Below are 23,808 nucleotides of genomic sequence, written 5' to 3'. Positions count from 1 at the left end.
CGCCCTAACTGGAAACAGTGGGACTGAGGTCGCGACCCTGCGCGCGCGCCTCGACCGCATGACTCGCCTGGCCACGGCCCAGACGGCCCTGGCCGAAGCCGGTCTCGACCTCGACGCCTTCATGCAGGCCATCGTCGAGCACCTGGCCGAACTGACCGGCGCCAAGGGCGCGATCGTCGAGCTGGTCGACGGCGGCGACCTCGTTTACCGCGCCGCCACCGACAAAAGCCTGATCGGCATGCGCCTGAAGCAGGACGGCAGCTTCTCCGGCCTGTGCGTGGCCGCCGCCGAGGTGCTGATCTGCGCCGACGCCCTGACCGATGGTCGCGTCGACCGCGAGGCCTGCGTGCGGGTCGGCGTGGGCTCGATGGTCTGCGCTCCGCTGATGCACGCGGCCGAGGCCCTGGGCGTGCTGAAGGTGTTTTCCGAGCACAAGAGCGCTTTCGACGACGACGATATCGAGATCCTGCGCGTGCTGGCCTCGCTGCTGGGCGCGGCCATGTCGCGCCAGCTGGCCTTCGAGCAGAACCAGCGCCTGCTGGCCGAGAAGACGGCCCAGGAAGAGCTGTTCGAAACCGCCTTCCACCACGCCCCGATCGGCATGGCCCTGGTCGGGCTGGACGGCCGCTTCCTGAAGCTGAACGCCCACTATTGCGACATCATCGGCTACGACGTCGCCCGGGCCCTGGCGCTGGATTTCCAGGCCATCACCCATCCCGATGACCTGAACGCCGACCTGACCCTGCTGAACCAGCTGCTGGCCGACCAGATCCCCGGCTACCAGATGGAGAAGCGCTATATCCGCCAGGACGGGGCGATCATCCCCGTGCGGCTGTCGGTGTCGCTGGTGCGCGAGAACGACGGCGCGCCCAAGCACTTCATCGCCCAGATCCAGGACCTGACCGAGGCGCGGGCCATCGAGAACCGCTATCGGCTGATGGCCCAGAACGCGACCGACATCATCGTCACCAGCGACATGCAGGGCCTGGCGACCTTCGTCTCGCCGGCCTGCGAGGCGGTGACCGGCTACGCGCCCGAGGACATCGTCGGCCGCTCTTCCCTACAGATCACCCATCCCGACGACCAGGTGCTGGTCAGCAACGCCTTCGGCCGCCTGATCGCCGGCCAGCCGATCGACCGGGTGCGCTGGCGCGTGCTCCACAAGCTGACGGGCGAGTGGATCTGGCTGGAGAGCAACCCGGTCCTCATCCGCGATGACACCACGCGCCGGCCGACCGGCTATCTGGACGTGCTGCGCGACGTCACCGCCCAGAAGGCCCAGGAAGACGCCCTGGCCCAGGCGCGCCTGAACGCCGAGACGGCCATGCGCTCCAAGGCCGACTTCCTGGCCAACATGTCCCACGAGCTGCGCACGCCGCTCAACAGCATCATCGGCTTCACGCGCCTGCTGACCGAAAGCCGCGACCTGTCGGCCGAGGACCAGCGGCGGGTCGCGCTGGCGCACGGCGCCGGCCAGGCCCTGCATGCGGTGATCGACAACGTCCTGGACTTCTCCAAGCTGGAGGCCGCCGCCCTGGAGCTGCACAAGGCTCCGTTCGACCCGGCCGAGCTGCTGCGCCAGACCGTGGCCATGCTGGAGCCGCAGGCGGCCGCCAAGGACCTGCGCCTGAAGACCATGATCGACACCGACACGCCGGCCTGCGTGATCGGCGACGCCGGCCGCGTGCGCCAGGTGCTGCTGAACCTCTTGTCCAACGCCGTGAAGTTCACCTCCAGGGGCGGGGTCACCGCGACCCTCACCTGCCTGGGCGGGGACGCGGCCGCGCCGCGCCTGCGGGTCGAGATCGTCGACACCGGCTCGGGCATCGACACCGCCAAGCAGGACGGCGTCTTCAATCGTTTTGTCCAGGCCGGCTCGTCGGTCTCGGCCCACTACGGCGGCACCGGCCTGGGCCTGGCCATCTCGCGCCAGCTGGTCCAGCTGATGGGCGGCGAAATCGGCCTGCGTAGCGCGGCGGGCCAGGGCTCGACCTTCTGGTTCGAGCTGGCCCTGCCGGCCGGCGATGTCCAGACCGGGACCAAGACCGCCTCGGCCCCCGAACCGCTGCGCCTGCCCGGCCGCCGCATTCTGGTTGTCGACGATGTCGAGCTGAACCGCGAGTTGATGCTGGCCCTGCTCAGCAAGTATGGCTGCGAGGTCGGGTTGGCCGAGGACGGCGCCCAGGCCATCGAGGCCCTGCGCGCCCTGCCGTTCGAACTGGTATTGATGGACTGCCAGATGCCGGTCATGGATGGCTTCGCGGCCACCCAGGCGATCCGCGCATCTGGTGAAAGCTTCGCCGACATTCCGATCGTGGCCCTGACCGCCAGCGCCCAGCCCGAACACCTGGCCCGCTGCGAGGCGGCCGGCATGAACGATCACCTGACCAAGCCGCTGAACCTGGCCGCGCTGGAGCGGGTGCTGGATATGGTCTTCCGGGCGTCTAACCAGCCCGTCCAGGCAAAACCGGAAACCGACGCCGGCGAGGAAGCTCGCCGCTACCTCGTCGAGTCGATGGGCGCCTCGGCCGTGCGTTCGCTGCTGGCCATCCTGGTGGCCCAGCTGGAGAACCGCTTCGCCCAGCGCGACGCCCAGACCGTGCGCGAGGACGCCCACGCCCTGGCCGGCTCGTCGGGCATGATGGGGTTCCTGGACCTGTCCAAGACCTGCCGCGAGCTGGAAGCGCTGATCGAGGCCGGGGGCGACCACGCCGCCGCTCTGGATTTGACACTGGGCCTCGTCTCGCGAACGATCGGCGTCGCCCGACGTTGGGAAGCCGAGCTCGCCGTCGCCGACGCCGCGCCCCGGCGCCAGATGATGCACTAAGGGAGTTTCGCCGTGCCCGCGTCCGCCGCTGTCCTGGTGATCGATGACGACGCCGTGGTGCGCCAGTTCGTCGAGCTGGTCCTGGCCCAGGCCGGCTACAGCGTCTCGTCCGTGGCGACCGCCGAGCTGGGCATCAAGGCCCTGCAGACCGCCCGCTGGGATCTCGTTCTGCTCGACATCAACATGCCCGACATGACGGGGCTGGAGGTGCTGCGCCTGCTGCGCAAGTACCAGAAGGTCAAGGCGGCGGTGATGATGATGACCGCGCGCGGCGACGTGGCCACGGTGCGCGAGGCGATGAGCCAGGGCGCCGACGGCTACTTGGTCAAGCCGTTCGGCCCGCAGGACCTGCTCAAGCGGGTCGAGGCCATGCTGAACCCCGAGAAGTTCCGCAGCGCCTCCAAGGGCGACGACAGCCAGATCGTCCAGCTGGACTGACTACCAGCTGAGATACAGCGCCTCGGACACCTTTTCGATCGGCCCGTTCAGCACCTTGGCGACGGCGGAATTGCCGCTGACCAGCGACAGCCTGCGCTGATAGAGGCTCTCGGGCACGGCTGCGCGATAGACCGTCTCGCCCCGCTGGCCGTCGAACGACAGCGCCCACGTCACGCCGCGCCGGTTCAGGTCCTCCAGCGCCGCGAACAGAGCCGCCTCGTCGATGCCGCCGATATAGCGCTGGTGGTTCCCGGCATAGGGCGGGTCCAGATAGACGAAGTCGCCGGGGCGAGCCTGCGCCAAGGCCTCACGATAGTCGCGGACCAAGAAGTCCACGCCCTGGATCCGCGCCGACCAGGTCCGCACGGCCTTCTCGAAGCGCACCGGCAGCATGCCCTTGCGCGACAGGTGGAACGAGTTGTTGAACTCGCCGGCCTGGCTGAAGCGGACGATGCCGTTGACGCAGGTGCGCATCAGGAAGTTCAGGTCGGTCGGCCGCTGCTCGGCGTTGAACCGGGTCCGCACCGCGTAGAAGTAGCCGGGCAGGTCGTCCTGCAGCCGCCGCCACTGGTCGGCATAGTCGGTGATCAGCACCTGCGGCGCGTCGCGCACCATCGTCCAGAAGCCGATCAGCGGGGCGTAGAGATCGCTGGCCGCCGCGCCCTCGCGGGCCAGGTGGTAGAGCACCGCCCCGCCACCCACGAACGGCTCGAAATAGCGCTCATGCGCCGGGACCAGCCGGGCGATCTCGCCAGCCTGGCTGCGCTTGCTGCCGGTCCATTTCAGGATCGACGGAACAGCGGCCAGGCTCATGCGCGGTCCCGTGTGTGGGGCCGGTCGGCGATGTTCAAAGGTAAAGGGTGGTGGCGGAGAGGGTGGGATTCGAACCCACGGTGCCCTTCCAGGCACGCCGCATTTCGAGTGCGGTACATTCGACCACTCTGCCACCTCTCCAGGCCGCCGGTCCAGGAGGCTTTTGAGCCTCCCGAGGTCGAGGGCGCGATGTCTAACGGCGTCGCCGCCGGGACGCAACCCCCTCGATGAAGCTTTTTCGCGATCAGCCTTTTGGTCGCAGAATCATCTGGGTGCAGCGGAAAAGGGCGATGGTCTTGCCGGTGGTTTCGTTGGTCACCACGGCGTCCCAGACCTGGGTGTTGCGGCCGCCGTGCACCAGCTTGGCCTCGACCGCCACGCCGCCTTCGCGGGCGGTCCCTAAGAAGTTCGACTTCAGCTCGATGGTGGTGAAGCTGGTCCCGCCCTCGGGCAGGGAGACCACGCAGCCATAGCCGCAGGCCGAGTCGGCCAGGGCGATGACGCTGGCGGCGTGCAGGAAGCCGTTGGGGGCCATGTGCCGCGGGCCGACGTCGAAGCGGCCCTTCACCAGGCCGTGTGTGGCTTCCAGCCACTGCAGGCCCAGGAGGTCGGGCAGGGAGCCGGCCTGGCCGGCGGTCAGGGCTTCGCTGAAATCCTCGGCCACGCGTCATCTCCACTAAGTTCGCATGCGAAACTTATGCGGCGAGCGCGGCGGCGCCTAGTCCGTTTCTAAAGAAAACGAAATTTAGAGCTTGGTGATGTCGACGACGGGGAAGCGCGGGCCGCTTTCCGGCTCGGACGGCAGCTTGCCCGAGCGGATCGCCACGCGCAGGGCCGCGCTAGCCAGCACCGGGTCGGGCAGGAAGGCGTCGGCGGCGGTGCGCAGGGCGATGAAGTCCAGCCGGTCGATCGTCTCGTTCAGCTGGATGTTGGCGGTCTTTTCCTCTGCGATGGTCGACTCGCAGGTCTCGCCCGCGCAGACGCCCGGCAGCACGCGGGTCTGGGGCGGCAGCTTGAGGAACTTGCGGGCGTCGTCCCAGACCTTGCCGGGGTCGGCGCCGGGGATGTCGCAGCGGCCCGCGCCTTCGCCGGGGGCGAGCATCACGTCGCCGGTGAACAGCACGTCGCCCATGCGATAGGCGACGGCGCCGGGCAGGCGGCCGGTGAGCAAGATCGGGGTGAACTCGACGCCGCCCATCGGGAAGCTGTCGCCGTCCTGGGCCAGCTTGTCGAAGTCCCAGCCTTCGACGTCGACCATGGGTTCGTTGAACTTGGGGGCCAGGCGCTTGAGGCTCTCGACGACATTGGCGCCGATGCAGACCGAGGCGCCGGTCTCGTATTTCAGATGGCCGGCGGCCGAGACGTGATTGGCGTGCAGGCCGGTCTCGAGGATCCAGGTCGGACCCAGATCCTTGGCGCGGATGTCGGCGATGATGCCGTCCACGAAGCTGGTGTCGACGGCTTCCGTCGCCGGATCGAAATCCAGCACGGGGTCGACGATGGCGCAGAGGAAGGTGGCCGGATCGACGATCAGATAGGTCACCGTCCCGGTCGCGGGATGGCGGTATGCGGTGATTTCCGGCTGCATCAAAAAGCCTCGGACGCCCAAGGCCGGCAACATGGCCGCCAAGCTGTTAAACATCCGCGAACAGCGGCGTAGCTTTTGATGAATTTGCGCCCGATCAGCGGGTCCCGGCGGCCGAGCACGGATGGGCGCCTTCGCGCATGCCTTCGACCCAAAGGGGCTCGACATAGCGGCCGCCGTCGCGAAATCCGGGGGCGCAGCCGTCCGGAGCGTCGCCAGAACGGCCGGTGTTGCCCGTCATCACCGACAGGGCGACCGACTGCTGCGAACCGCCACGCGTGCGACCATAGCCCGGACCGTACCCATATCCGGTACCAAAGCCGCCGCCATAGTAGCCGCCGCCATAGCCACCGCCGCCATAGTACGGATCGGCATAGTAGCCGCCGCCGTGTTTGCCGAAGTCGGTCTTGGAGACGGCGATGCCGACCGTGGTGTTCTCGCCGACCGGGAACAGGCCCGAGGCGTAGACGCTGCGATAGCCGCCGGTGCCGACCGACACGCCGATCGAGCCGTGGACCTTGCGCTTGCCGTCCGCGTCGCGGTCATCCGAGAAGCCGGCGGGCAGGATGCCGCGGTGCTCGTCGTCCATCGGCGGCGAGTGGTAGATGAAGTTGTCGATCTGCTGCTGGGTGGTCAGCGGGGCCGGCGTGGCCGTCGCGACCGGAGCCGGCGGCGCCTGGGCGGCCAGGGCCTCGGCGCTGGGCTTGGCCTGGGCGGTGGCGATCACTTCGTCGTCCGGCGTGGCCGCGAAGGCGGTACCCGAGAGCGCGGCGCTAACGGCGATGATCGCGAGAAGGGGCCGCATGAGTACGCTCCACAGTGACAGGCTCGAAACCCTAGAGCGCCAAGCCAGCGCAATTAGGGCGCTTTTGTTGCCGCCTTGGCAAGCTTGGCCCGTCTTGAGGATATGGGCCGTGGTCAGAGGGTTTCCAAGTCGGCCTGCAGCGTCGCCATGTCGGCCGGCAGGGGGGTCTCGAACCGCAGGGTCTCGCCGGTCACCGGATGGACGAAGCCCAGCACCGCCGCATGCAGCGCCTGGCGCTTGAGGCCCGCCGCCGCGATCATCTCGCGCACGGCCTGGGCCGGCTGGCTGGCGCCGTAGACGGGGTCGGCCAGGCAGGGGCAGCCCTTGCTGGCCATGTGGACGCGGATCTGGTGGGTGCGGCCGGTCTCCAGGCGGCAGGCCACGCGCGCGGCCAGCGGCTTGTCCTGGGGTCCGAACACCGCCTCGACGCGGTAGTGGGTGATGGCGGTGCGGCCGCCCGAGCGCAGCACGGCCATCTTCTTGCGATCGCCCGGCGAGCGGCCGATCTGGGTCTCGATCGTGTCGTTGGCCGGGGAGGGCGCGCCGCGCGTCAGGGCGATGTACAGGCGGTCGATGTCGTGGGTCGAGAACAGCTTGGACAGGCCCTGGTGAGCCACGTCGCTCTTGGCCGCGACCATGACGCCCGAGGTGTCCTTGTCCAGGCGGTGGACGATGCCCGGCCGCGCCACCCCGCCCACGCCCGACAGGCTGTCGCCGCAGTGATGCAGCAGGGCGTTGACCAGGGTGCCGTCCGGGGTGCCGGGGCCGGGGTGGACGGCCATGCCGGCGGCCTTGTCGACCACGATCAGGTGCGCGTCCTCGTAGAGGATGGTCAGCGGCAGGGCCTGGGGCTCCGGATCGGCCGGGGCCGGCGGCGGGACGGAAAGCAGGTAGGTCCCGGCCTTGGCCTTGCGCGAGGCGTCGGTCACCGGCTGGCCGTCCAGGCTGAGGCGGCCCTCGCCGATCAGGGCCTGCAGGCGGGCGCGGGAGATGTCGGGAAACAGCGGGGCCAGAACCTTGTCCAGGCGCTGACCGGCCAGGGCGTCCGGCAGGTCGGCGATCAGGCTCAGTCCATCGCCTACGGGCGAGGCGCCATCGTCCAGGACCTCGTCATCCAGTGTGTCGTCCACGCCATCCACCGGGGGTTTCATCGCTCCGTCATACTCTCGTCGCGTCGTCGACATCGGCCATGCCTACGGCCGAGGTCGAGTTTTTGTACGCATTCTTGTTTTTGGGGGGATAGTCCATGCGCACGTTCCGTACCACCGCCCTGTTGACCGCCAGCCTTCTGGCCCTGGTCGCCGCCGCTCCGGCCTTCGCGGCTGACGAGACGCCGGCCGCCAACAACGAACAGACCACCAACCTCGGCGAACTGGTCATCACCGCCCAGAAGCACGCCCAGGACCCGGTCGAGGTGCCGATCGCGGTCACCGCCTATTCGGGCAAGTTCCTGGAGGCCATCGGCGTCAAGGCGTTCGACGAGCTGTCGGCCTTCACCCCCGGCTTCCTGGTCCAGAACCAGTCGAACAACAATTCCGGCTTCGTGATGCGCGGCATCACCTCGGATAGCGGCTCGGCCACCGACGAGACCCGCGTCTCGATCTTCCAGGACGGCGTGCCGATCTCGCGCTCGCGCGGTTCGTATGTCGAGCTGTTCGACATGGAGCGTGTCGAAATCGCCAAGGGTCCGCAATCGACCCTGTTCGGCCGCGGCGCCCTGATCGGCGCGGTGAACCTGGTGCAGAACAAGGCCAATCCGGCCAGCTTCGACTGGGCCGCCAAGGCCGAGGGCGGCACCGGCGGCTACGCGGTCGGCGAGGCCATGGTGAACTTCGCGTTCGGCAATGGCAGCGCCCTGCGCATCGCCGCCCGCACGCGCCAGAACGACGGCTACGTCAAGGACGCGGCCGGCGGCGACGCCTTCAACTCGACCGACACCCAGGCCGTGCGCCTGGCCTATCACCTGGAGCCGGGCCCGCTGAAGATCGACCTGATCGGCAACTATCAGGAAGACGACACCAGCGGCACCTCGTTCAAGAGCCACACCTTCAACCCGACCAACCCGGTGACGGGCGCGGTGCTGGGCAATACCGACGTCGGCTCGGCCGCGACCCTGTCGCCGGGCGCGGGCTTCGAAGGCGGTACGCCGCTGGGTCTGGACCGCAAGGTTTACGGCGTCACGGCCCTGGTCGACTGGCGTCTGAACGACAGCCTGACCCTGTCGTCGATCACCGCCTCGCGCGCCTTCCACTCGGTGGAAGTGTTCGATCCGGACGGCACGAGCCTGCCGATCCTGACCTTCGCCGAGGACGCCCAAGGTCGCCAGCAGAGCCAGGAACTGCGCCTGCGCTACGACAACGGCGGCCGCTTCTCGGGCTTCGTCGGCGCCAACTATTTCCACGAGACCGGCTCGTGGCGCATCCCCGGCCAGTTCGACGAGCGCCTCGTTCTCGCGCTGCTGGCCGGCAACACGCCGCTGGGCATCAGCCGTCCGAACCCGCAGCCGCTGGCCGTGCTGACCAACCCGGCTTACCTGGCCACCGTGCTGCAGCTGGGCTTTGGCATCCCGTCCAGCTTGGCGCCGGGCCTGGTCGCCAACCTGAAGCCGATCCACCGCGAGACCTTCGCCAACTCCAGCGAGAACACCGCCTACGACGTCTATGCCGACGGCACGTTCAAGCTGACCGACAAGTTCGAGATCACCGCCGGCCTGCGCTACACCAGCGAGGACCGTGAGGCGGCCTACCGCTCGAGCGTCGACAACGGCGGCTCGATCCTGGGCATCCTGATCAACGCCCCGACCCCGACCAACCTGTTCCTGGCCGCCCAGCCGAACGCCGTGAACAACGCCGCCACGCCGAAGGTCGGCCTGATCGCCCAGCCGACCGCCAACAACGGCGACACCTACGCTAAGAAGATCGACGACAGCGGCCTGACCTGGCGCCTGGTCGGTCGTTACGCGGCCTCGGAAGATCTCAGCTTCTACGCCTCGTACGCCCGCGGCCGCCGTCCGGACGTGATCTCGACCAGCGCCCCGGCGACGTCGATGGGCCCGGCCCGCTTCAACGTTGTCGACGCCGAGGAGGTCAACAGCTACGAGGCCGGCGCCAAGGGCAAGCTGCTGGACGGCCGCCTGTTCCTGTCGGGCTCGGTGTTTCGCTACGACTACGACAACTTCGCCACCAGCTTCCGCCAAGGCGCACAGGTCGTGACCCTGAATGCCGGCAAGGCCAAGGCCTATGGCTTCGAGGGCGAGGCCCGCGTCCAGGCCGGCGACTTCTGGACCCTGTTCGGCACCTACGCCTACAACCACGCCCGCCTGGAAAGCGGCCTGCGCGAGGGCAACCACTTCCGCCTGTCGCCCGACCAGACCTTCTCGGTCGGGGCCGCGTTCAGCCGCGAGGCCCTGGGCGGCAAGCTGACCTTCACCCCGACCTACACCTGGCGCTCGAAGATGTTCTTCGACGACGACAACGATCGCTCGGACCTGCAGTCGGCCGGCCTGTTCCCCGACACCAAGGTCGACGAGTTCCAGTCGGCCTACGGTCTGGCCAATGTCCGCATCGGCTTCGGCGCCGTGGACGACCGCTGGAAGATCGAAGCCTTCGTCGAGAACCTGGCCGACGAGCGCTACCTGAAGGACGCCGGCAACACCGGCGACAGCTTCGGCATCCCGACCTTCATCGCCGGCAAGCCGCGCTTCATGGGCGTGGGCGTCACGTTCCGCCGTTAAAAACATTACCGTTTCCCCGGCGAAAGCCGGGGCCCAGATTGAGGAGCGCTGAGTCTGACGCCATCAGCTCAGCGCTCTTCCAATCAGCCCAGACGCTTTGGGATCTGGGTCCCGGCTTTCGCCGGGAAGTCGGACTTTGGGGATGGTCCGCGAGCCATTCCCTTTCCATTGTCTCGTACGCTTACCGGAGGGCCGCCTCATGAAGATCGATCGTCGTAAGGTTCTGGGCCTGCTGGGCCTGTCGGGCGCCGCCGCTGGCGAGGCCGTCGCTCAGCCCATCAACTACTACAAGGGCGCGGTGGCCTTCGAGCACGGGGTGGCCAGCGGCGATCCCGGAACGACCTACGCGATCTTCTGGACCCGCGTGACGCCCAAGGACACGACCACCGGCGACATCGATGTCGACCTGGAAGTCGCCGCCGATCCCGACTTCAAGACCATGGTCACCAAGTCCAGCGGCCTGCGCGCCCGCGCCAGCCGCGACTGGACGGTCAAGCACGACCTGGACGGTCAGGGCCTGAAGCCGGCGACCGAGTACTACTACCGTTTCAAGGCCAACGGCGTCACCTCGCCGGTCGGCCGCACGCGCACGCTGCCGGCCGGCAAGACCCAGGACGTCGTCCTGGCCGTGACCTCGTGCAGCCTGCATCCGAACGGCTACTTCAACGCCTATGACGCCATCGCCAAGCTGGATCGCGTCGACGCGGTGCTGCACCTGGGCGACTACATCTACGAGTACGGCGGTGGTCCCAAGGACTACGGCATGAACTCGCCGGTGGCCAAGACGCGCATGCCGCAGCCGGCGCACGAGATCGTCAGCCTGGCCGACTACCGGGCCCGTCACGCCCAGTACAAGACCGATCCGGCGCTGCAGGCCGCTCACGCTCGCGCGCCGTGGATCGTGGTCTGGGACGACCACGAGACCGCCAATGACAGCTGGATCGGCGGGGCCGAGAACCACGATCCCAAGACCGAGGGCGACTGGGCCGCGCGCAAGGCCGCGGCGCTGAAGGCCTATTACGAATGGATGCCGATCCGCGACGCGCACGGCACGCTGCCCGAGGCCGCCTGGCGCGACTTCCAGTTCGGCGACGTGGCCAGCCTGCTGATGGTCGAGACCCGCCTGACGGGCCGCACCCAGGAGCTGGACTACGACGTCGACCTGCCGATGGTCGACGGCAAGCCGGACCTGGCCGCCTTCACCGCCAAATGGAAGAACCCCGCTCACCGGATGATGGGCGAGAAGCAGGAGCAGTGGCTGGCCGGCCAGGTCGGCGCCTCGACCAAGGCCGGGACGGCCTGGCAGGTGCTGGGCAACCAGGTGGTCATGGCCCGCGTCGCGCCGCCCAGCCTGTCCAAGACCATGGGCCAGGAAGCGTTCCAGGGCCTGCTGGCCAAGCTGCCCGACTACGCCAAGAAGCGCGTGGCCCTGTCGGACGCCATGTCGGCCTACGACATCCCCTCGAACCTGGACGCCTGGGACGGCTATCCGGCCGATCGCCAGCGCGTGTACGACATTCTCACGGCCGCCAAGGCCCGGCCGATCGTGCTGGCCGGCGACAGCCACATGTTCTGGGTCAACGAGCTGTGGAACGACGCCGGCGACAAGCGGGTGGCGGCCGAGTTCGGCGCGACGTCGGTGACCTCGCCCGGCTATGGCGACATCCTGCCCGGCGTGCCGCTGGGCGACGCCTTCGTCCAGCGCAACAAGGAAGTGAAGTACGCCCACCCCAGCGCCAAGGGCTACCTGCTGCTGACCCTGGAGCACGGCAAGGCGACCGGCGAGCTGATCGCGGTGTCGACGATCGTGGACACCAAGTACGAGACCAGCGTGCTGAAGCGGTTTGTCGTGACGCCGGCGAGCGGCGGCGGGGTCGAGGCGCTGAAGGAAGGCTAGCGCCGCTCCAGCGCCAGCTTCAGCCCGAACGCCACGAAGACGCTGCCGGTGATGCGGTCCAGCCACTGGACCACCACCGGCACGCGCAGCAACCCCGCAATCGGCACGGTTGCAGCGATCAGGGCGGCGAACCACAGCAGGCCCTCGACCACGTGGATGCTGGTCAGCAGCAGGCCGAACCGCGCCGGATCGACGCCGGCCGGCATGAACTGGGGCAGGAACGAGACGTAGAAGATCCCGACCTTGGGATTGAGCAGGTTGGTCAAGAGGCCCCGACGCATCGCCGCGATGGGCCCGGCGTCGACGGGCCTCATCTCGCCCGGCTCGAACTGGTCGCGGGGTTTGAGGACCATGCGGATCCCGGTCCAGGCCAGGTAGATCGCGCCGGCCCACTTCAGCACCGTGTAGGCCAGCTCCGACGCCGTCAGCAGCGCCCCGACCCCGAACGACGCCGCCGCGCCCCAGACCAGGCAGCCCAGGCCGATGCCGATCGCGGCCCCGACCGCGCGACGCGGACCCTCGGCGGCGGCGGTGCGGATGACCAGCGCCGTGTCCAGGCCCGGTGTCAGGGTCAGCAGGCCGGCGGCCAGGGTGAAGGCGATCAGGGCTTCGGATGAGGTCATCGACGGCTTCCGGTTTCTTCAACCAATCCATGGTCTGCTGGATGCATGACCGCAAGCCGCATCCCCGGCCTGGACGCCCTGCGAGGCCTCGCCGCCCTGCTGGTGCTGGCCTTTCACGCCCGGATGCTGTTCCCGGCGGGCGCCGTGCTGGGCCACGGCTATCTGGCGGTCGACCTGTTTTTCGTGATCAGCGGCTTCGTGCTGGCTCGCGCCTATGACGAAGACCTGGCGGCCGGCGAGGGGCGGGCGTTCATGGTCCGGCGGATCAAGCGGCTGTATCCCATGGCGCTGCTGGGCCTGCTGCTCGGCGCGGCGATCTGGCTGGGCCAGGGCAAGGAACCGGGCGTCGCGCTGTTGCTGATGGCCCTGGGCGCGGTCTTTGTCCCGTTCGCGGCCGGCCACGACGTCTTCCCGCTGAACGGCCCGCAATGGTCGTTGATGTGGGAGCTGCTGGCCAACCTGCTCTACGCCCTGATCGCGCCGTGGCTGACGACGCGGCGGCTGCTGGCCCTGGTCGTCCTGGGCGGACTGGCGCACGCGGCCCTGACCCTGGCCTATGGCACGGGCTCGCTGGGGCCCTATGGCTTCAACTGGTGGGCTGGTGCGCCGCGCGTGGTGTTTGGCTTCTTCGCCGGCGTGCTGCTGGCGCGGCTGGCGATGACGGGGCGGTTGAAGGTTCCGGCCCTGCCGATCGGCGCTCTATTGGCGGCGGTGGTGCTGGTCCTGGCGGCGCCGGTTCCGGAGGCCGCGCGCGGAGCGTTCGACCTGGTCGCCGCCCTGGCGCTGATGCCGTTGCTGGTCGGGTCGGCGGCGCGGGCCTCGGTGGCGGGGCGGCTGCGCTCGGTCCTGGATGGCCTGGCGGGGATGTCCTACGCGCTCTACGCCCTGCACATCCCGATCCTGACGGCGTTCGCGCCCGGAAACCTGAAGCTGCTGGCGATCCCGCTGGCCCTGGCGGCGGCGTGGGCCGCACACCGGTGGTTCGAGCCTTGGACGGCCGCGTTGCTGCGCCGGAAGCCCCACAAGACCCAGGATCAGGGCTTTTCGACCAGCGCCCCGTCTTCCAGCACGCGGTAGAAGCACGAGCGGAAGCCGACGTGGCAGGCGCCGCCGTCGCCGCGCGGGCGCACCTTCAGCAGCACCGCGTCCTGGTCGCAGTCCACCCGCAGCTCGACCACGTCCTGCAGCTGGCCGCTGGTCTCGCCCTTCTTCCAGAGCTCGTTGCGCGAGCGGCTGAAATAGTGGGCGATGCTGGTCTCGACCGTCAGCTTCAGGGCTTCGTCGTTCATCCAGGCCAGCATCAGGATCTCGCCGGTGTCGGCATGCTGAGCCACCGCCACGACCAGGCCGTCGGCGTTGAAGCGCGGGGCGAGGGCAGAGCCACGCTCCAGATCGTGCTTGGTGTGGGCTTGGGGGAACAGGTCGGTGCTCATGGCGCCACATATGGCGCAGGGTTCGAGCCTGCGCTAGTTTCCCGCCCGCTTTAGGGGAAGCGATGAGCCTGAAAGACCGCATCAAGGCCGGCGTGGCGGCGCTGGACGAGAGGGCAAGACCGTGGGCGCGCCAGTCGCGCTGGAACGGCTATGCCTACGAGTTCCTGCTGTTTGGGCTGAAGCAAGCCTGGGCCTGCCTGTTTGGCGGCCTGATGCTGGTCCTGCTAGTCGGCACGCATTTGCTGTGGCCGGCTGGCGCGCCGCTGGCGCGCTACGACTTCCTGGTGATCGCCGCCGTCGCCATCCAGGCCATGTTGCTGGCCCTGAAGCTGGAGCGCTGGGACGAGGCGCTGGTCATCTTCATGTTCCACGCCGTCGGCACGGTGATGGAACTGTTCAAGACCGCCCATGGCTCGTGGATCTATCCCGAGCCCAGCATCTTACGGATCGGCGGCGTGCCGCTGTTCACCGGCTTCATGTACGCCTGCGTCGGCAGCTATATCGCCCGCATCTGGCGGCTCTTCGACATCACCTTCGTGCGCTATCCGCCGTTCTGGACGACGCACATCCTGGCGGTGCTGATCTACGCCAACTTCTTCACCCACCACTACATGATGGACTTCCGGATCGGGCTGTTCGCCCTGTCGGCGATCCTGTTCGGCCGGACCTGGTTCGTGTTCACGCCCGACCAGACCGCGCGCCGCATGCCGATGCTGATGGGCGCGGTGCTGGTGTCGCTGTTCATCTGGTTCGCCGAGAACCTGGGCACCTTCGCCGGGGCCTGGATCTATCCCAGCCAGGCCAAGGGCTGGCACATGGTGCCGTTCGAGAAGATGGGCGCCTGGTATCTGCTGATGCTGATCAGCTTTGTCTTGGTGACGCTGGTGCACCGGCCGGTGGATGCCTGCGTCGCGCGGATCCGCGAAGGGATCCGCGCAGCCGCGTAGTTACTTCCGCACCAGGTCCATGAACCGCTGCTGCAGGACCTTGTCGGTCTTGAACACGCCGCGGAACTGGGTGGTGATCGTCGAGACGTCGTGGTGGTGGACGCCTCGGGTGCTCATGCATTGGTGCTCGGCGTCGATCAGCACGGCGACGCCGGCGGCCGAGAGGTGGTCCTCGATGGCGTCGGCGATCTGCATGGTCATGGTTTCTTGCGTCTGCAGACGCTTGGCGAAGATCTCGGTCAGGCGGGCCAGCTTGGACAGGCCGACGACCTTGCCGGTTGGCATGTAGGCGATCCAGGCCTTGCCCAGGAACGGCGCCATGTGGTGCTCGCAGTGGCTCTGCACGTCGATGCCGCGCAGCATGACCATGTCGTCATAGCCCTGCACGTCCTCGAAGGTGCGCGAAAGCTCCTTGGCCGGGTCGCCGTTGTAGCCGGCGAACCACTCGCCATAGGCGTCGACCACGCGCTGGGGCGTGTCGAGCAGGCCTTCGCGGTCAGGATTGTCGCCGGCCCAGGCCAGCAGGGTCCGGACGGCGGCCATGGCCTCGTCTCGGGTGGGGCGCTGGGCGGGTTCAAGATCAAGACCGGTCTCAGAGCCGATCAGGGTTCGCTCGCGGGTCAGTGCGTCCATGTTTTGAAGGGGTTCTTCCCGGGCTGAGTTGCGCCGAAGCGCCTGTCGCTCCGGAATTACGCGTGCCACCCGTCGCGCCTCCCACACCAAACAGACGTGGTGATCGGAGCGCGTCCTAGCTATATGGGGCCGGCCCCTTCGCGGGGCAACACCTCCGTTACGTTAGGTTCCCGCGACCCAATGACCCTGAAGATCCACGACACCATGGCGCGCGAGAAGCGCGACTTCGTTCCCGCCGATCCCCAGCGGGTGACGATGTATGTCTGCGGTCCGACGGTCTACAACTACGCCCACATCGGCAATTTCCGGCCCGTGGTGGCGTTCGACGTGCTGTTCCGGGTGCTGCGCCACCTCTATGGCGAGGACGCGGTGGTCTATGCCCGCAACGTCACGGACGTGGACGACAAGATCAACAAGAAGGCCACCGACGAGGGCGTCGAGATCAAGGTCATCACCGACCGCTATCTCGCCGCCTATCACGAGGACGCCGACGCTCTGGGCGCTTTGCGTCCCACGCTCGAGCCCAAGGCCACCGACCATATCGGCGCGATCGTCGAGATGATCGGCAAGCTCGTGGAGAACGGCAGCGCCTACGCCGCCGAGGGGCACGTGCTGTTCGACACCCAGAGCTTCGCCGACTACGGCCAGCTCTCCGGTCGGCCGCTGGATGAGATGATCGCCGGCGCCCGCGTCGAGGTCGCCCCCTACAAGCGCCACGCCGCCGACTTCGTGCTGTGGAAGCCGTCGAAGGAAAACGAGCCCGAGTGGGACAGCCCCTGGGGCGCGGGCCGTCCGGGCTGGCACATCGAGTGCTCGGCCATGATCGACAAGTCGCTGGGCAAGACCATCGACATCCATGCCGGCGGCATCGACCTGACCTTCCCGCACCACGAGAACGAAGTGGCCCAGAGCCGTTGCGCCCACGACCTGCCGGTGCTGGCCAACTACTGGATGCACAACGGCTTCCTGGATATGTCCGGGGAGAAGATGTCCAAGAGCCTGGGCAACGTGATCATCCCGCACGAGCTGCTCAAGACCACGCCGGGCGAGGTGATCCGCTGGGCGCTGCTGTCGGCCCACTACCGCCAGCCGCTGGACTGGACGCCCGAGCTGATCGAGCAGTCGCGCAAGTCGCTGGACCGCCTGTACGGCGCCCTGCGCCGCGCCAAAGACGTGCCGATGGACCAGGCCATGGAGGCTCCGGCCGACACGGTCGCGGCCCTGATGGACGATCTCAACACCCCGCTGGCCGCCTCGACCCTGTTCGAGGTGTCGAGCCTGATCGAGAAGGCCGTGACGGCTGGCGATACTGTCGCCATCGCCGCCAACAAGGCCCGCCTGATCGAGGCCGGCGCCCTGCTGGGCTTCCTGCAGGCCGACCCGGACAGCTGGTTCGAAGGCGACGCCTCCGACGAGCTGAAGGCCCAGGTCGAGGACCTGCTGGCCAAGCGTCTGGCTGCTCGCGCCGCCAAGGACTGGGCCGCCGCCGACGCCATCCGCGCCGAACTCGACGCCCTGGGCGTGGTGGTCATGGACGGCCCGTCGGGCGCAACGTGGCGCATGAAGGACTAAACGACGTGACGTTCGAAAAGCAGGTGGTCCTGGTCTCCGGCGCGGGCCGGGGACTGGGGGCCGCGATCGCCCGCGCCTTTGCCGGTCAAGGCGCGTCCGTGGTGATCAACTATCGCCGCAGCGAAGCCGCCGCCCTCGCGCTCGCCGAGGAGCTCGGGGATCGCGCCGTGGCGATCCAGGCCGACGTCAGCGACCGCGACGAGACCCGCCGCATGGTCAATGAGGCGGCCGAGCACTTCGGCGACCACGTGACCACGGTGGTCAACAACGCCTTGGGCGACTTCAGCTTCAATGGCGATGGCCGTCACACGCTGCAGACGATCCCGTGGGAGGATTTTCAGGGCCAGCTGGATGTCGCGCTGCGGGGCTCGCTGAACCTGATCCAGGCCACGGCGCCGGCCATGGAACTGGCGGGGTTCGGCCGGATCATCAATGTCGGCACCAACCTCTTCCAGAACCCGGTGGTCCCGTATCACGACTACACCGCCGCCAAGGCCGCGCTGCTGTCGCTGACCCGCACAGCGGCCGGCGACCTCGGCCCGTCGGGGATCACCGTCAACATGGTCTCGGGCGGTTTGCTGCGCACGACCGACGCCAGCGCCGCGACGCCGGAGGCGATCTTCGACCTGATCGCCCAGAGCACGCCGCTGCGCCAGGTCACGACCCCGGCGCAGTTCGCCGACGCGGTCCTGTTCTTCGCCTCGCCCTGGAGCCGCGCCGTGACCGGCCAGAATCTGGTGGTGGATGGTGGGTTGGTGCGCGACTAGAACTCGAACGCTCCGAACCCCCAAAATCCGATCATCCCCGCGAAAGCGGGGACCCAAGCTGAGTTAGCAGTTCAAGGTGTCGTAGAAGTCGGTCCAGGTGGGGTTCAACGCCTCGATCAGCTGAATCTTCCAGGCGCGGTTCCATTTCTTGATCTGACGTTCGCGGATAAGAGCGCCTTCGCGTGTTTCGATCATCTCGTACCAAACCAGCCGGTCGACTCCGTACTTGGAGGTGAAGCCTTTGCGCAGCTTCTCCTTGTGCTCCCAGATGCGGCGGGCAAGGTCGTCCGTATGGCCGCAATAGAGCGTGCCATAGGGCCTGCTCGCCAGAATGTAAGCTGCAAACATCTGGTCCATTTATGGAACATATAGCGAACATTAGTGGTGCGGAAGCGCCGCTTGGGTCCCCGCTTTCGCGGGGATGTGCGGATAAGGGAATGAGCGAAGTTGAGCGGTCGTGAGCGGTAGTGATAAAGCCCGCGCATGAAACGCGCCGTCGAGCACCGTATCGGGGTCCAGGCCCCCGCCGAGATCGTCTGGGACCTGGTGTCGGACTTCGAGACCTGGAAGGACTGGAACCCGCTCTACCGCAAGGCCGAGGGGCAGCTGAAGATCGGCACGGCCCTGACGCTGGAGCAGCACCTGCCCGGCGCGCCGGCCACGGTGATCACGCCGATCGTCCAGGACTGGGTGCCTTACGAACAGCTTCACTGGCGCTCGTCGCGCCTGGGCGGCTTCGTCACCGCGATCCGCTATCTCGAGATCGAGAGCATGGGGCCCAACAACTCGACCTTCTCGAACGGCGAGCTGTTCATGGGCATGCTGCTGCGGTTCGTCAGCCGCGACGAGCGCCGCAAACTGAAGGCCGCCTTCACCGAGATGGGCGAGGCGGTGCGTGATCGGGCCGAGGCCATCTGGTCGGAACGCCAGAAGTCCCCATCTTAGTCCAGCGATGATCGACGACCTCTACAGCGCCAAGATCCTGACGCTCGTGGCCAACATGCCGCGCGCCGGACGCTTGCCTGCGCCCGACGCCAGCAGCGAGAAGACCGCCAAGCTGTGCGGCAGCCGGATCGTCGTCGATGTGAAGGTCGAGGGCGGCAAGGTCGTCGACTACGCCCAGGAGGTTTCGGCCTGCGCCCTTGGCCAGGCGGCCGCCGCGATCCTGGGCGCCAACGTGGTCGGGGCGGAACTTTCCGACATCGAGTTGGCGCGGGACTCTCTGCGCGCTATGCTGAAGACGAACGGTTCGCCTCCCGCGGGCCGCTTTGCGGAGCTCGCCGTGCTGGAGCCGGTCAAGGACTATCCCGCCCGTCACGCCTCGACGCTTCTGGCGTTCGAGGCGACGGTGGAGGCTGTCCGTAAGGCCACAGGCGTCGGCGAAACGCGAACTAGCACCGCCGGCGCGGCTTGATCGCCCCTCCAAGGGGGTTAGTACTTTACTGGACTAACAGGCGTCGCGCGCAGGCATGACCTTCTACGAACGCACCGTCGATTTGGGCCTTCGGGCCTACAAGTTGACGCTCTCGCCCCTCATCGGGCGGCAGTGCCGCTTCGCGCCGAGCTGTTCGGAGTACGCGGCGGCCGCCCTCAAGGATCATGGCCCGCTCAAGGGTTCCTGGTTGGCGTTGCGACGGATTTGCCGCTGCAATCCGTTAGGTGGATCGGGTTACGACCCCCCGCCGCCGGCAAGCCAGCCACGCAAGTGGATATGTGAAGAATGATCGATCTGGTTTTCCCCGACGGTTCCGTCCGTCAGTATCCTGATGGCTCGACGGGGCGCGACGTCGCCGCGGCCATCTCCAAGTCGCTGGAAAAGAAGGCGCTGCTGATCAAGCTGGACGGCCAGGTGCTGGACCTGGACCGCGCCCTGACGCCCGATCTGCTGGCCGGCGAGCGCAAGTTCGAGATCCTGACGCGTGAGGCTCCGGAAGCCCTAGAGACCATCCGCCACGACACGGCCCACGTGCTGGCCGAGGCGGTGCAGGAGCTGTTCCCCGGCACCCAGGTCACGATCGGCCCGAACGTCGAGGACGGCTTCTATTACGACTTCGCCCGCGAGGAGCCCTTCAGCCTGGACGATCTGGAAACGATCGAAAAGCGCATGAAGGAGATCGTCGACCGCGACGAGAAGATCACGCGCGAGGTCTGGGACCGCGAAGAGGCCATCAAGCACTTCGACGGCATCGGTGAACAGTACAAGGCCCAGATCATCCGTGACCTGCCGGGCACGGACACGATCACGGTCTATCGCCAGGGCAATTGGAAGGACCTGTGCCGGGGGCCCCACCTGCCGTCGACCAAGCATGTCGGCAAGGCCTTCAAGCTGACGAAGCTGGCCGGCGCCTACTGGCGCGGCGACCAGAACAACGCCCAGCTGCAGCGCATCTACGGCACGAGCTGGGCCTCGGACGCCGACCTGGAAGCGCACCTGAAGCGCATCGAGGAAGCCGAGCGTCGCGATCACCGCAAGCTGGGCAAGACGATGGACCTCTTCCACATCCAGGAAGAGGGCAAGGGCATGGTGTTCTGGCACGCCAAGGGCTGGGCCCTGTACCGCGTGCTCGAGGACTATATGCGCCGCCGCCTGGACGCGGCCGGCTACAAGGAAGTGAAGACGCCGCAGATCCTCGACAAGAGCCTGTGGGAGAAGTCGGGCCACGCCGAGAAGTTCGGCCACGCCATGTTCATGTGCGAGAGCGCCGAGGGCGAGATCCTGGCGGTCAAGCCGATGAACTGCCCCGGCCACATCCAGATCTTCAATGTCGGCCAGAAGAGCTATCGCGAGCTGCCGCTGCGCATGGCCGAGTTCGGCGCCTGCCACCGTTACGAGCCCTCGGGCGCCATGCACGGCATCATGCGGGTGCGCGCGTTCACGCAGGATGACGCCCACATCTTCTGCCGCGAAGAGCAGGTCACGGAGGAAAGCGCCCGGTTCATCGAACTGTTGCGGAGCGTCTATAGCGATCTGGGCATGACGCTGGCCGACACCAAGTTCTCCACGCGTCCGGACTTGCGCGCCGGCACGGATGAGGTCTGGGATAAAGCAGAATCGGCTCTCTCCGCCGCTGCCGAGGCAGCCGGCGAGACCTTGGTGCTGCAGGAAGGTGAAGGCGCCTTCTACGGCCCGAAGCTAGAGTTCTCGCTGAAAGACGCCATTGGTCGAGTTTGGCAGTGCGGCACGCTGCAACTTGATTTCGTTTTGCCGGAACGATTGGACGCCGAGTACGTTTCGGAGGATGGTTCGAAGAAGCGTCCGGTGATGCTTCACCGGGCGATCTTGGGGTCCTTCGAGCGTTTCATCGGCATCCTGTTGGAAAACTACGCGGGCGCGCTGCCGGTCTGGCTGGCGCCCACGCAGGTGGTCGTGGCCACGATCACGTCCGACGCCGACCCGTACGCCCTGGAGGTCGTCGAGAAGTTGACGAAGATGGGGATGCGCGCGGAAGTGGATCTGCGTAATGAGAAGATCAACTACAAGATTCGCGAGCACAGCCTCGCAAAGGTGCCTGTGATCGCGGTGGTCGGACGTAAGGAAGCGGAAACGGGGCAATTGGCCCTGCGTCGTTTCGGCGGCGAGGGCCAAAGCGTGCTCTCGCTGGAAGAGGCGCTGCGCGTTCTGAAGAACGACGCCACGCCGCCGGACGTCAAACGCGCTCTGGGTGTTGTGCCGGAACTCGCTTCGGAGGCCGCGACCGCCTGATGAACAGCATCCTCCCGTCCGCCTCGACCCTCGCCGTGGGCGCACGTCCGGCTCGTCCGAACGTGTCCGTGGTCATGGTCGTCTATCGGACGGGAGAGGCGCTGGCCGAGAGCATCAAGCATGTGCTGGCCGAGCCGCTGGTCGATGAGTTCGTCATCGTCGACAACGGCTCCGACGGCCGCGACGAGGACATGCTGCGCTCGCTGGCCCTGACCGAGCCGCGCGTCGTGCTCAAGCAGGGCCACGGCAATATCGGCTTCGCGCGCGGCGCCAATCTGGGAGCCTCGACGGCGGGCGGCGAGTACATCGTCTTCCTCAATCCCGACGCCAATCTGCAGACCAACTGCGTGGCCTCGCTGGTTACGGCCTTCAAGGGCCAGCCGACCCCGACCATCGTCGGCGCGCGGGTCATGAACATCGACGGCACCGAGCAGCGCGGCGGTCGTCGCGGCGACGTCACGCCGATGAGCACGGTGCTCAGCTTCGGCCAGTTCACCCGCCGCCATCCCAACCTGGCCAGCTTCGAGATCCATCGCGAGAACGAGCCGCTGCCGGGCAAGCCCGTGCCGATGCCGACCATCTCCGGCGCCTGCTTCGCCATGCGCCGCCGCGACTTCGAGGCCCTCAGCGGCTTCGACGAGGGTTATTTCCTGCACGTCGAGGACATCGACCTGTGCTGGCGCGCCCGCCGCGCCGGCGGCCAGGTGCTGTTCCAGCCCAAGGCCGAGGTCGTCCACCTGGGCCACACCAGCCAGGAACACCCGCTGAAGGTCGAGTTCCACAAGGGCGTGGGCCTGACCCGCTACTTCATCAAGCGCGCAGACAGCCTGCAGCTGTTCGCCGCCGCTGTTCTGCTCGCGCCGGCCATCATGCTGATGAGCGTTTCGCGTCCGCTGCTGTGGAAGCTGACCGGACGGCCGATCTAGCTTGACCGGCCCGGAGCCGCGCCTAGGCTCCCCGTCATGAAACGCTCGATCCTCGCCCTGGCGGCGCTCGCCCTGACGATCCCGCTCCTTGCCCAGGCGGCCGACTGGCCGACCAAGGAAGGCGACTTCAGCGTCCACGACTTCACCTTCAAGTCGGGTGAGAAGCTGGCCGAGGTCCGGCTGCACTACACCACCCTGGGCACGCCGCATCGCGACGCCAAGGGCCAGATCGACAATGCGGTGATGGTGCTGCACGGCACCGGCGGCTCGGGGAAGAATTTCCTGACGTCGGTCTTCGCCGACGAACTGTATGGCCCTGGCCAGCCGCTGGACATCACCAAGACCTTCGTGATCCTGCCCGACAACATCGGCCACGGCGCCTCGTCCAAGCCCAGCGACGGCCTGCGCATGGCCTTCCCGCATTACGACTACGACGACATGGTCGCCTTGCAGCACAAGCTGCTGGTTGATGGCCTGGGCGTGAGCAAGCTGCAGCTGATCCTGGGCACGTCGATGGGCTGCATGCACGCCTTCGTCTGGGGCGAGACCTATCCGGGCTTTGCCGAGCGCCTGGCGCCGTTCGCCTGCAACACCGTCGCCCTGGCTGGCCGCAACCGCATGTGGCGCAAGATGGCGATCGACGCGATCAAGGCCGACCCGGCTTGGATGGGTGGTGACTACACCACCCAGCCGATGGCGGGGATCCGCGCCGCCGCCGACCTTCAGATCATCGCCGGCGCCAATCCGATGGCGCTGCAGGACCAGTTCCCGACCCGCGAGGCGACCGAGAAGGCGCTGGACCAGGCCTACGCGCGCATGACCGCCAACTACGAGGCCAATAACGCCCTCTACTGGCTGGACGCCTCGCGCAACTACGACCCCTCGCCGAACCTGGAGAAGATCACCGTGCCGGTGCTGTGGGTGAACTCGGCCGACGACTTCATCAACCCGCCCGAGCTGGGCCTGGCCGAGCAGATGGTCAAGCGCATGCCCAAGGCGCGCTTCGTGCTGATCCCGGCCTCGACCCAGACGCGCGGCCACGGCACCCACACCTCGGCGAAGTTCTGGAAGGCGGACCTGGCCAAGCTGCTGGCCCAGTAGGGCAG

23 protein-coding genes and 1 tRNA gene are annotated in these 23,808 nt (G+C 67.5%); 14 read left to right on the top strand and 10 right to left on the bottom strand.

Going from position 1 to position 23,808, the window contains the following annotated elements; genetic code table 11:
* Nucleotides 1-58 precede the first annotated feature (58 nt).
* Both AC07NF_RS22205 and AC07NF_RS22200 read left to right on the top strand, forming a co-directional pair.
* Nucleotides 59-2,827, top strand: coding sequence for a PAS domain S-box protein (locus tag AC07NF_RS22205; protein ID WP_494627168.1), 2,769 nt, complete (start codon nt 59-61; stop codon nt 2,825-2,827).
* A gap of 12 nt (nt 2,828-2,839) precedes the next feature.
* Nucleotides 2,840-3,265, top strand: a complete 426-nt coding sequence (locus AC07NF_RS22200) for a response regulator transcription factor (protein ID WP_494627170.1) — start codon at nt 2,840-2,842, stop codon at nt 3,263-3,265.
* Here AC07NF_RS22200 and AC07NF_RS22195 read toward each other — a convergent pair whose 3' ends face one another.
* The 6 genes from AC07NF_RS22195 to AC07NF_RS22170 form a co-directional block, all read right to left on the bottom strand.
* Nucleotides 3,266-4,078, bottom strand: a complete 813-nt coding sequence (locus AC07NF_RS22195; RefSeq protein ID WP_494627172.1) for a DNA adenine methylase — start codon at nt 4,076-4,078, stop codon at nt 3,266-3,268. It lies immediately after the preceding gene.
* A 51-nt stretch (nt 4,079-4,129) separates the two neighbouring features.
* Nucleotides 4,130-4,219: transfer RNA gene (locus tag AC07NF_RS22190), tRNA-Ser, on the bottom strand.
* A gap of 103 nt (nt 4,220-4,322) precedes the next feature.
* Nucleotides 4,323-4,742, bottom strand: coding sequence for a PaaI family thioesterase (locus tag AC07NF_RS22185; protein ID WP_454718030.1), 420 nt, complete (start codon nt 4,740-4,742; stop codon nt 4,323-4,325).
* Nucleotides 4,743-4,823: 81 nt separating this feature from the next.
* The gene (locus AC07NF_RS22180; protein ID WP_494627583.1) at nt 4,824-5,669 is read right to left on the bottom strand and encodes an MBL fold metallo-hydrolase; all 846 of its coding nucleotides are present in this window, start codon (nt 5,667-5,669) and stop codon (nt 4,824-4,826) included.
* A gap of 91 nt (nt 5,670-5,760) precedes the next feature.
* The gene (locus tag AC07NF_RS22175) at nt 5,761-6,468 is read right to left on the bottom strand and encodes a hypothetical protein (protein WP_494627174.1); all 708 of its coding nucleotides are present in this window, start codon (nt 6,466-6,468) and stop codon (nt 5,761-5,763) included.
* A gap of 113 nt (nt 6,469-6,581) precedes the next feature.
* A complete protein-coding gene (locus tag AC07NF_RS22170; protein WP_494627585.1) occupies nt 6,582-7,607 on the bottom strand; it encodes an RluA family pseudouridine synthase in 1,026 nt (341 codons plus the stop codon).
* 107 nt (nt 7,608-7,714) lie between these two features.
* Here AC07NF_RS22170 and AC07NF_RS22165 point away from each other — a divergent pair, with 107 nt between their 5' ends.
* Together AC07NF_RS22165 and AC07NF_RS22160 are read left to right on the top strand one after the other, a co-directional pair.
* A complete protein-coding gene (locus tag AC07NF_RS22165) occupies nt 7,715-10,201 on the top strand; it encodes a TonB-dependent receptor (RefSeq protein WP_494627176.1) in 2,487 nt (828 codons plus the stop codon).
* Between the two features lie 199 nt (nt 10,202-10,400).
* A complete protein-coding gene (locus tag AC07NF_RS22160) occupies nt 10,401-12,098 on the top strand; it encodes an alkaline phosphatase D family protein (protein ID WP_494627178.1) in 1,698 nt (565 codons plus the stop codon).
* Here AC07NF_RS22160 and AC07NF_RS22155 read toward each other — a convergent pair.
* Nucleotides 12,095-12,721 (bottom strand): LysE family translocator, encoded by a 627-nt coding sequence (locus AC07NF_RS22155; protein ID WP_494627180.1) that lies wholly within the window; start codon nt 12,719-12,721, stop codon nt 12,095-12,097. The two genes, AC07NF_RS22160 and AC07NF_RS22155, sit on opposite strands and share 4 nt — an antisense overlap.
* A gap of 45 nt (nt 12,722-12,766) precedes the next feature.
* On the opposite strand from AC07NF_RS22155, the gene AC07NF_RS22150 reads away from it, so the two are divergent.
* Complete coding sequence (locus tag AC07NF_RS22150; RefSeq protein WP_494627182.1) at nt 12,767-13,798, top strand: acyltransferase family protein; 1,032 nt, start codon at nt 12,767-12,769, stop codon at nt 13,796-13,798.
* Here AC07NF_RS22150 and hisI read toward each other — a convergent pair.
* On the bottom strand, nt 13,756-14,154 hold the full coding sequence (gene hisI, locus AC07NF_RS22145; protein ID WP_494627184.1) for a phosphoribosyl-AMP cyclohydrolase: 399 nt from the start codon (nt 14,152-14,154) through the stop codon (nt 13,756-13,758). The genes AC07NF_RS22150 and hisI overlap by 43 nt on opposite strands.
* A 62-nt stretch (nt 14,155-14,216) precedes the next feature.
* On the opposite strand from hisI, the gene AC07NF_RS22140 reads away from it, so the two are divergent.
* Nucleotides 14,217-15,101 carry a DUF817 domain-containing protein gene (locus tag AC07NF_RS22140; RefSeq protein ID WP_494627186.1) on the top strand — a complete coding sequence of 295 codons (885 nt, stop codon included), beginning with the start codon at nt 14,217-14,219 and terminating at the stop codon, nt 15,099-15,101.
* On the opposite strand, the gene folE is transcribed toward AC07NF_RS22140, so the two are convergent.
* Nucleotides 15,102-15,734, bottom strand: a complete 633-nt coding sequence (gene folE / locus AC07NF_RS22135) for a GTP cyclohydrolase I FolE (RefSeq protein ID WP_454718022.1) — start codon at nt 15,732-15,734, stop codon at nt 15,102-15,104.
* Between the two features lie 180 nt (nt 15,735-15,914).
* Here folE and cysS point away from each other — a divergent pair, with 180 nt between their 5' ends.
* The gene (gene cysS / locus AC07NF_RS22130; protein ID WP_494627188.1) at nt 15,915-17,306 is read left to right on the top strand and encodes a cysteine--tRNA ligase; all 1,392 of its coding nucleotides are present in this window, start codon (nt 15,915-15,917) and stop codon (nt 17,304-17,306) included.
* Between the two features lie 5 nt (nt 17,307-17,311).
* The gene (locus AC07NF_RS22125) at nt 17,312-18,073 is read left to right on the top strand and encodes a 3-oxoacyl-ACP reductase (RefSeq protein WP_492815529.1); all 762 of its coding nucleotides are present in this window, start codon (nt 17,312-17,314) and stop codon (nt 18,071-18,073) included.
* A 63-nt stretch (nt 18,074-18,136) separates the two neighbouring features.
* Here the strand turns inward: AC07NF_RS22125 and AC07NF_RS22120 are convergent, their stop codons facing one another.
* A complete protein-coding gene (locus tag AC07NF_RS22120) occupies nt 18,137-18,430 on the bottom strand; it encodes a GIY-YIG nuclease family protein (RefSeq protein ID WP_494627190.1) in 294 nt (97 codons plus the stop codon).
* A gap of 126 nt (nt 18,431-18,556) precedes the next feature.
* On the opposite strand from AC07NF_RS22120, the gene AC07NF_RS22115 reads away from it, so the two are divergent.
* The 6 genes from AC07NF_RS22115 to AC07NF_RS22090 are packed head-to-tail and all read left to right on the top strand — an operon-like array spanning nt 18,557 to nt 23,803.
* A complete protein-coding gene (locus AC07NF_RS22115) occupies nt 18,557-19,018 on the top strand; it encodes an SRPBCC family protein (protein WP_494627192.1) in 462 nt (153 codons plus the stop codon).
* A gap of 7 nt (nt 19,019-19,025) precedes the next feature.
* Nucleotides 19,026-19,487 carry an iron-sulfur cluster assembly scaffold protein gene (locus tag AC07NF_RS22110; RefSeq protein ID WP_494627194.1) on the top strand — a complete coding sequence of 154 codons (462 nt, stop codon included), beginning with the start codon at nt 19,026-19,028 and terminating at the stop codon, nt 19,485-19,487.
* A gap of 55 nt (nt 19,488-19,542) precedes the next feature.
* On the top strand, nt 19,543-19,797 hold the full coding sequence (gene yidD, locus AC07NF_RS22105; protein WP_291872102.1) for a membrane protein insertion efficiency factor YidD: 255 nt from the start codon (nt 19,543-19,545) through the stop codon (nt 19,795-19,797).
* Nucleotides 19,794-21,776, top strand: a complete 1,983-nt coding sequence (gene thrS / locus AC07NF_RS22100; protein ID WP_494627195.1) for a threonine--tRNA ligase — start codon at nt 19,794-19,796, stop codon at nt 21,774-21,776. Before yidD ends, thrS begins: the two co-directional genes overlap by 4 nt.
* Complete coding sequence (locus AC07NF_RS22095) at nt 21,776-22,702, top strand: glycosyltransferase family 2 protein (RefSeq protein WP_492815524.1); 927 nt, start codon at nt 21,776-21,778, stop codon at nt 22,700-22,702. The genes thrS and AC07NF_RS22095 overlap by 1 nt, the downstream gene beginning before the upstream one ends.
* A 36-nt stretch (nt 22,703-22,738) precedes the next feature.
* Nucleotides 22,739-23,803 carry an alpha/beta fold hydrolase gene (locus tag AC07NF_RS22090; RefSeq protein ID WP_494627197.1) on the top strand — a complete coding sequence of 355 codons (1,065 nt, stop codon included), beginning with the start codon at nt 22,739-22,741 and terminating at the stop codon, nt 23,801-23,803.
* Nucleotides 23,804-23,808 lie beyond the last annotated feature (5 nt).

This window comes from Caulobacter sp. GW821-FHT10A06 (assembly GCF_059415805.1).
Note: the sequence above shows the minus strand (reverse complement) of the source record. Positions and strands in the feature narration are given on the sequence as shown.

Bases quoted from the DNA above. Each gene is read 5' to 3' on its own strand.
- AC07NF_RS22205 (WP_494627168.1), top strand. From the start codon at position 59: ATGACTCGCCTGGCCACGGCCCAGACGGCCCTGGCCGAAGCCGGTCTC.
- AC07NF_RS22195 (WP_494627172.1), bottom strand. From the start codon at position 4,078: ATGAGCCTGGCCGCTGTTCCGTCGATCCTGAAATGGACCGGCAGCAAG.
- AC07NF_RS22175 (WP_494627174.1), bottom strand. From the start codon at position 6,468: ATGCGGCCCCTTCTCGCGATCATCGCCGTTAGCGCCGCGCTCTCGGGT.
- AC07NF_RS22165 (WP_494627176.1), top strand. From the start codon at position 7,715: ATGCGCACGTTCCGTACCACCGCCCTGTTGACCGCCAGCCTTCTGGCC.
- AC07NF_RS22160 (WP_494627178.1), top strand. From the start codon at position 10,401: ATGAAGATCGATCGTCGTAAGGTTCTGGGCCTGCTGGGCCTGTCGGGC.
- AC07NF_RS22155 (WP_494627180.1), bottom strand. From the start codon at position 12,721: ATGACCTCATCCGAAGCCCTGATCGCCTTCACCCTGGCCGCCGGCCTG.
- AC07NF_RS22150 (WP_494627182.1), top strand. From the start codon at position 12,767: ATGACCGCAAGCCGCATCCCCGGCCTGGACGCCCTGCGAGGCCTCGCC.
- hisI (WP_494627184.1), bottom strand. From the start codon at position 14,154: ATGAGCACCGACCTGTTCCCCCAAGCCCACACCAAGCACGATCTGGAG.
- AC07NF_RS22140 (WP_494627186.1), top strand. From the start codon at position 14,217: ATGAGCCTGAAAGACCGCATCAAGGCCGGCGTGGCGGCGCTGGACGAG.
- folE (WP_454718022.1), bottom strand. From the start codon at position 15,734: ATGGACGCACTGACCCGCGAGCGAACCCTGATCGGCTCTGAGACCGGT.
- cysS (WP_494627188.1), top strand. From the start codon at position 15,915: ATGACCCTGAAGATCCACGACACCATGGCGCGCGAGAAGCGCGACTTC.
- AC07NF_RS22120 (WP_494627190.1), bottom strand. From the start codon at position 18,430: ATGGACCAGATGTTTGCAGCTTACATTCTGGCGAGCAGGCCCTATGGC.
- AC07NF_RS22115 (WP_494627192.1), top strand. From the start codon at position 18,557: ATGAAACGCGCCGTCGAGCACCGTATCGGGGTCCAGGCCCCCGCCGAG.
- AC07NF_RS22110 (WP_494627194.1), top strand. From the start codon at position 19,026: ATGATCGACGACCTCTACAGCGCCAAGATCCTGACGCTCGTGGCCAAC.
- yidD (WP_291872102.1), top strand. From the start codon at position 19,543: ATGACCTTCTACGAACGCACCGTCGATTTGGGCCTTCGGGCCTACAAG.
- thrS (WP_494627195.1), top strand. From the start codon at position 19,794: ATGATCGATCTGGTTTTCCCCGACGGTTCCGTCCGTCAGTATCCTGAT.
- AC07NF_RS22095 (WP_492815524.1), top strand. From the start codon at position 21,776: ATGAACAGCATCCTCCCGTCCGCCTCGACCCTCGCCGTGGGCGCACGT.
- AC07NF_RS22090 (WP_494627197.1), top strand. From the start codon at position 22,739: ATGAAACGCTCGATCCTCGCCCTGGCGGCGCTCGCCCTGACGATCCCG.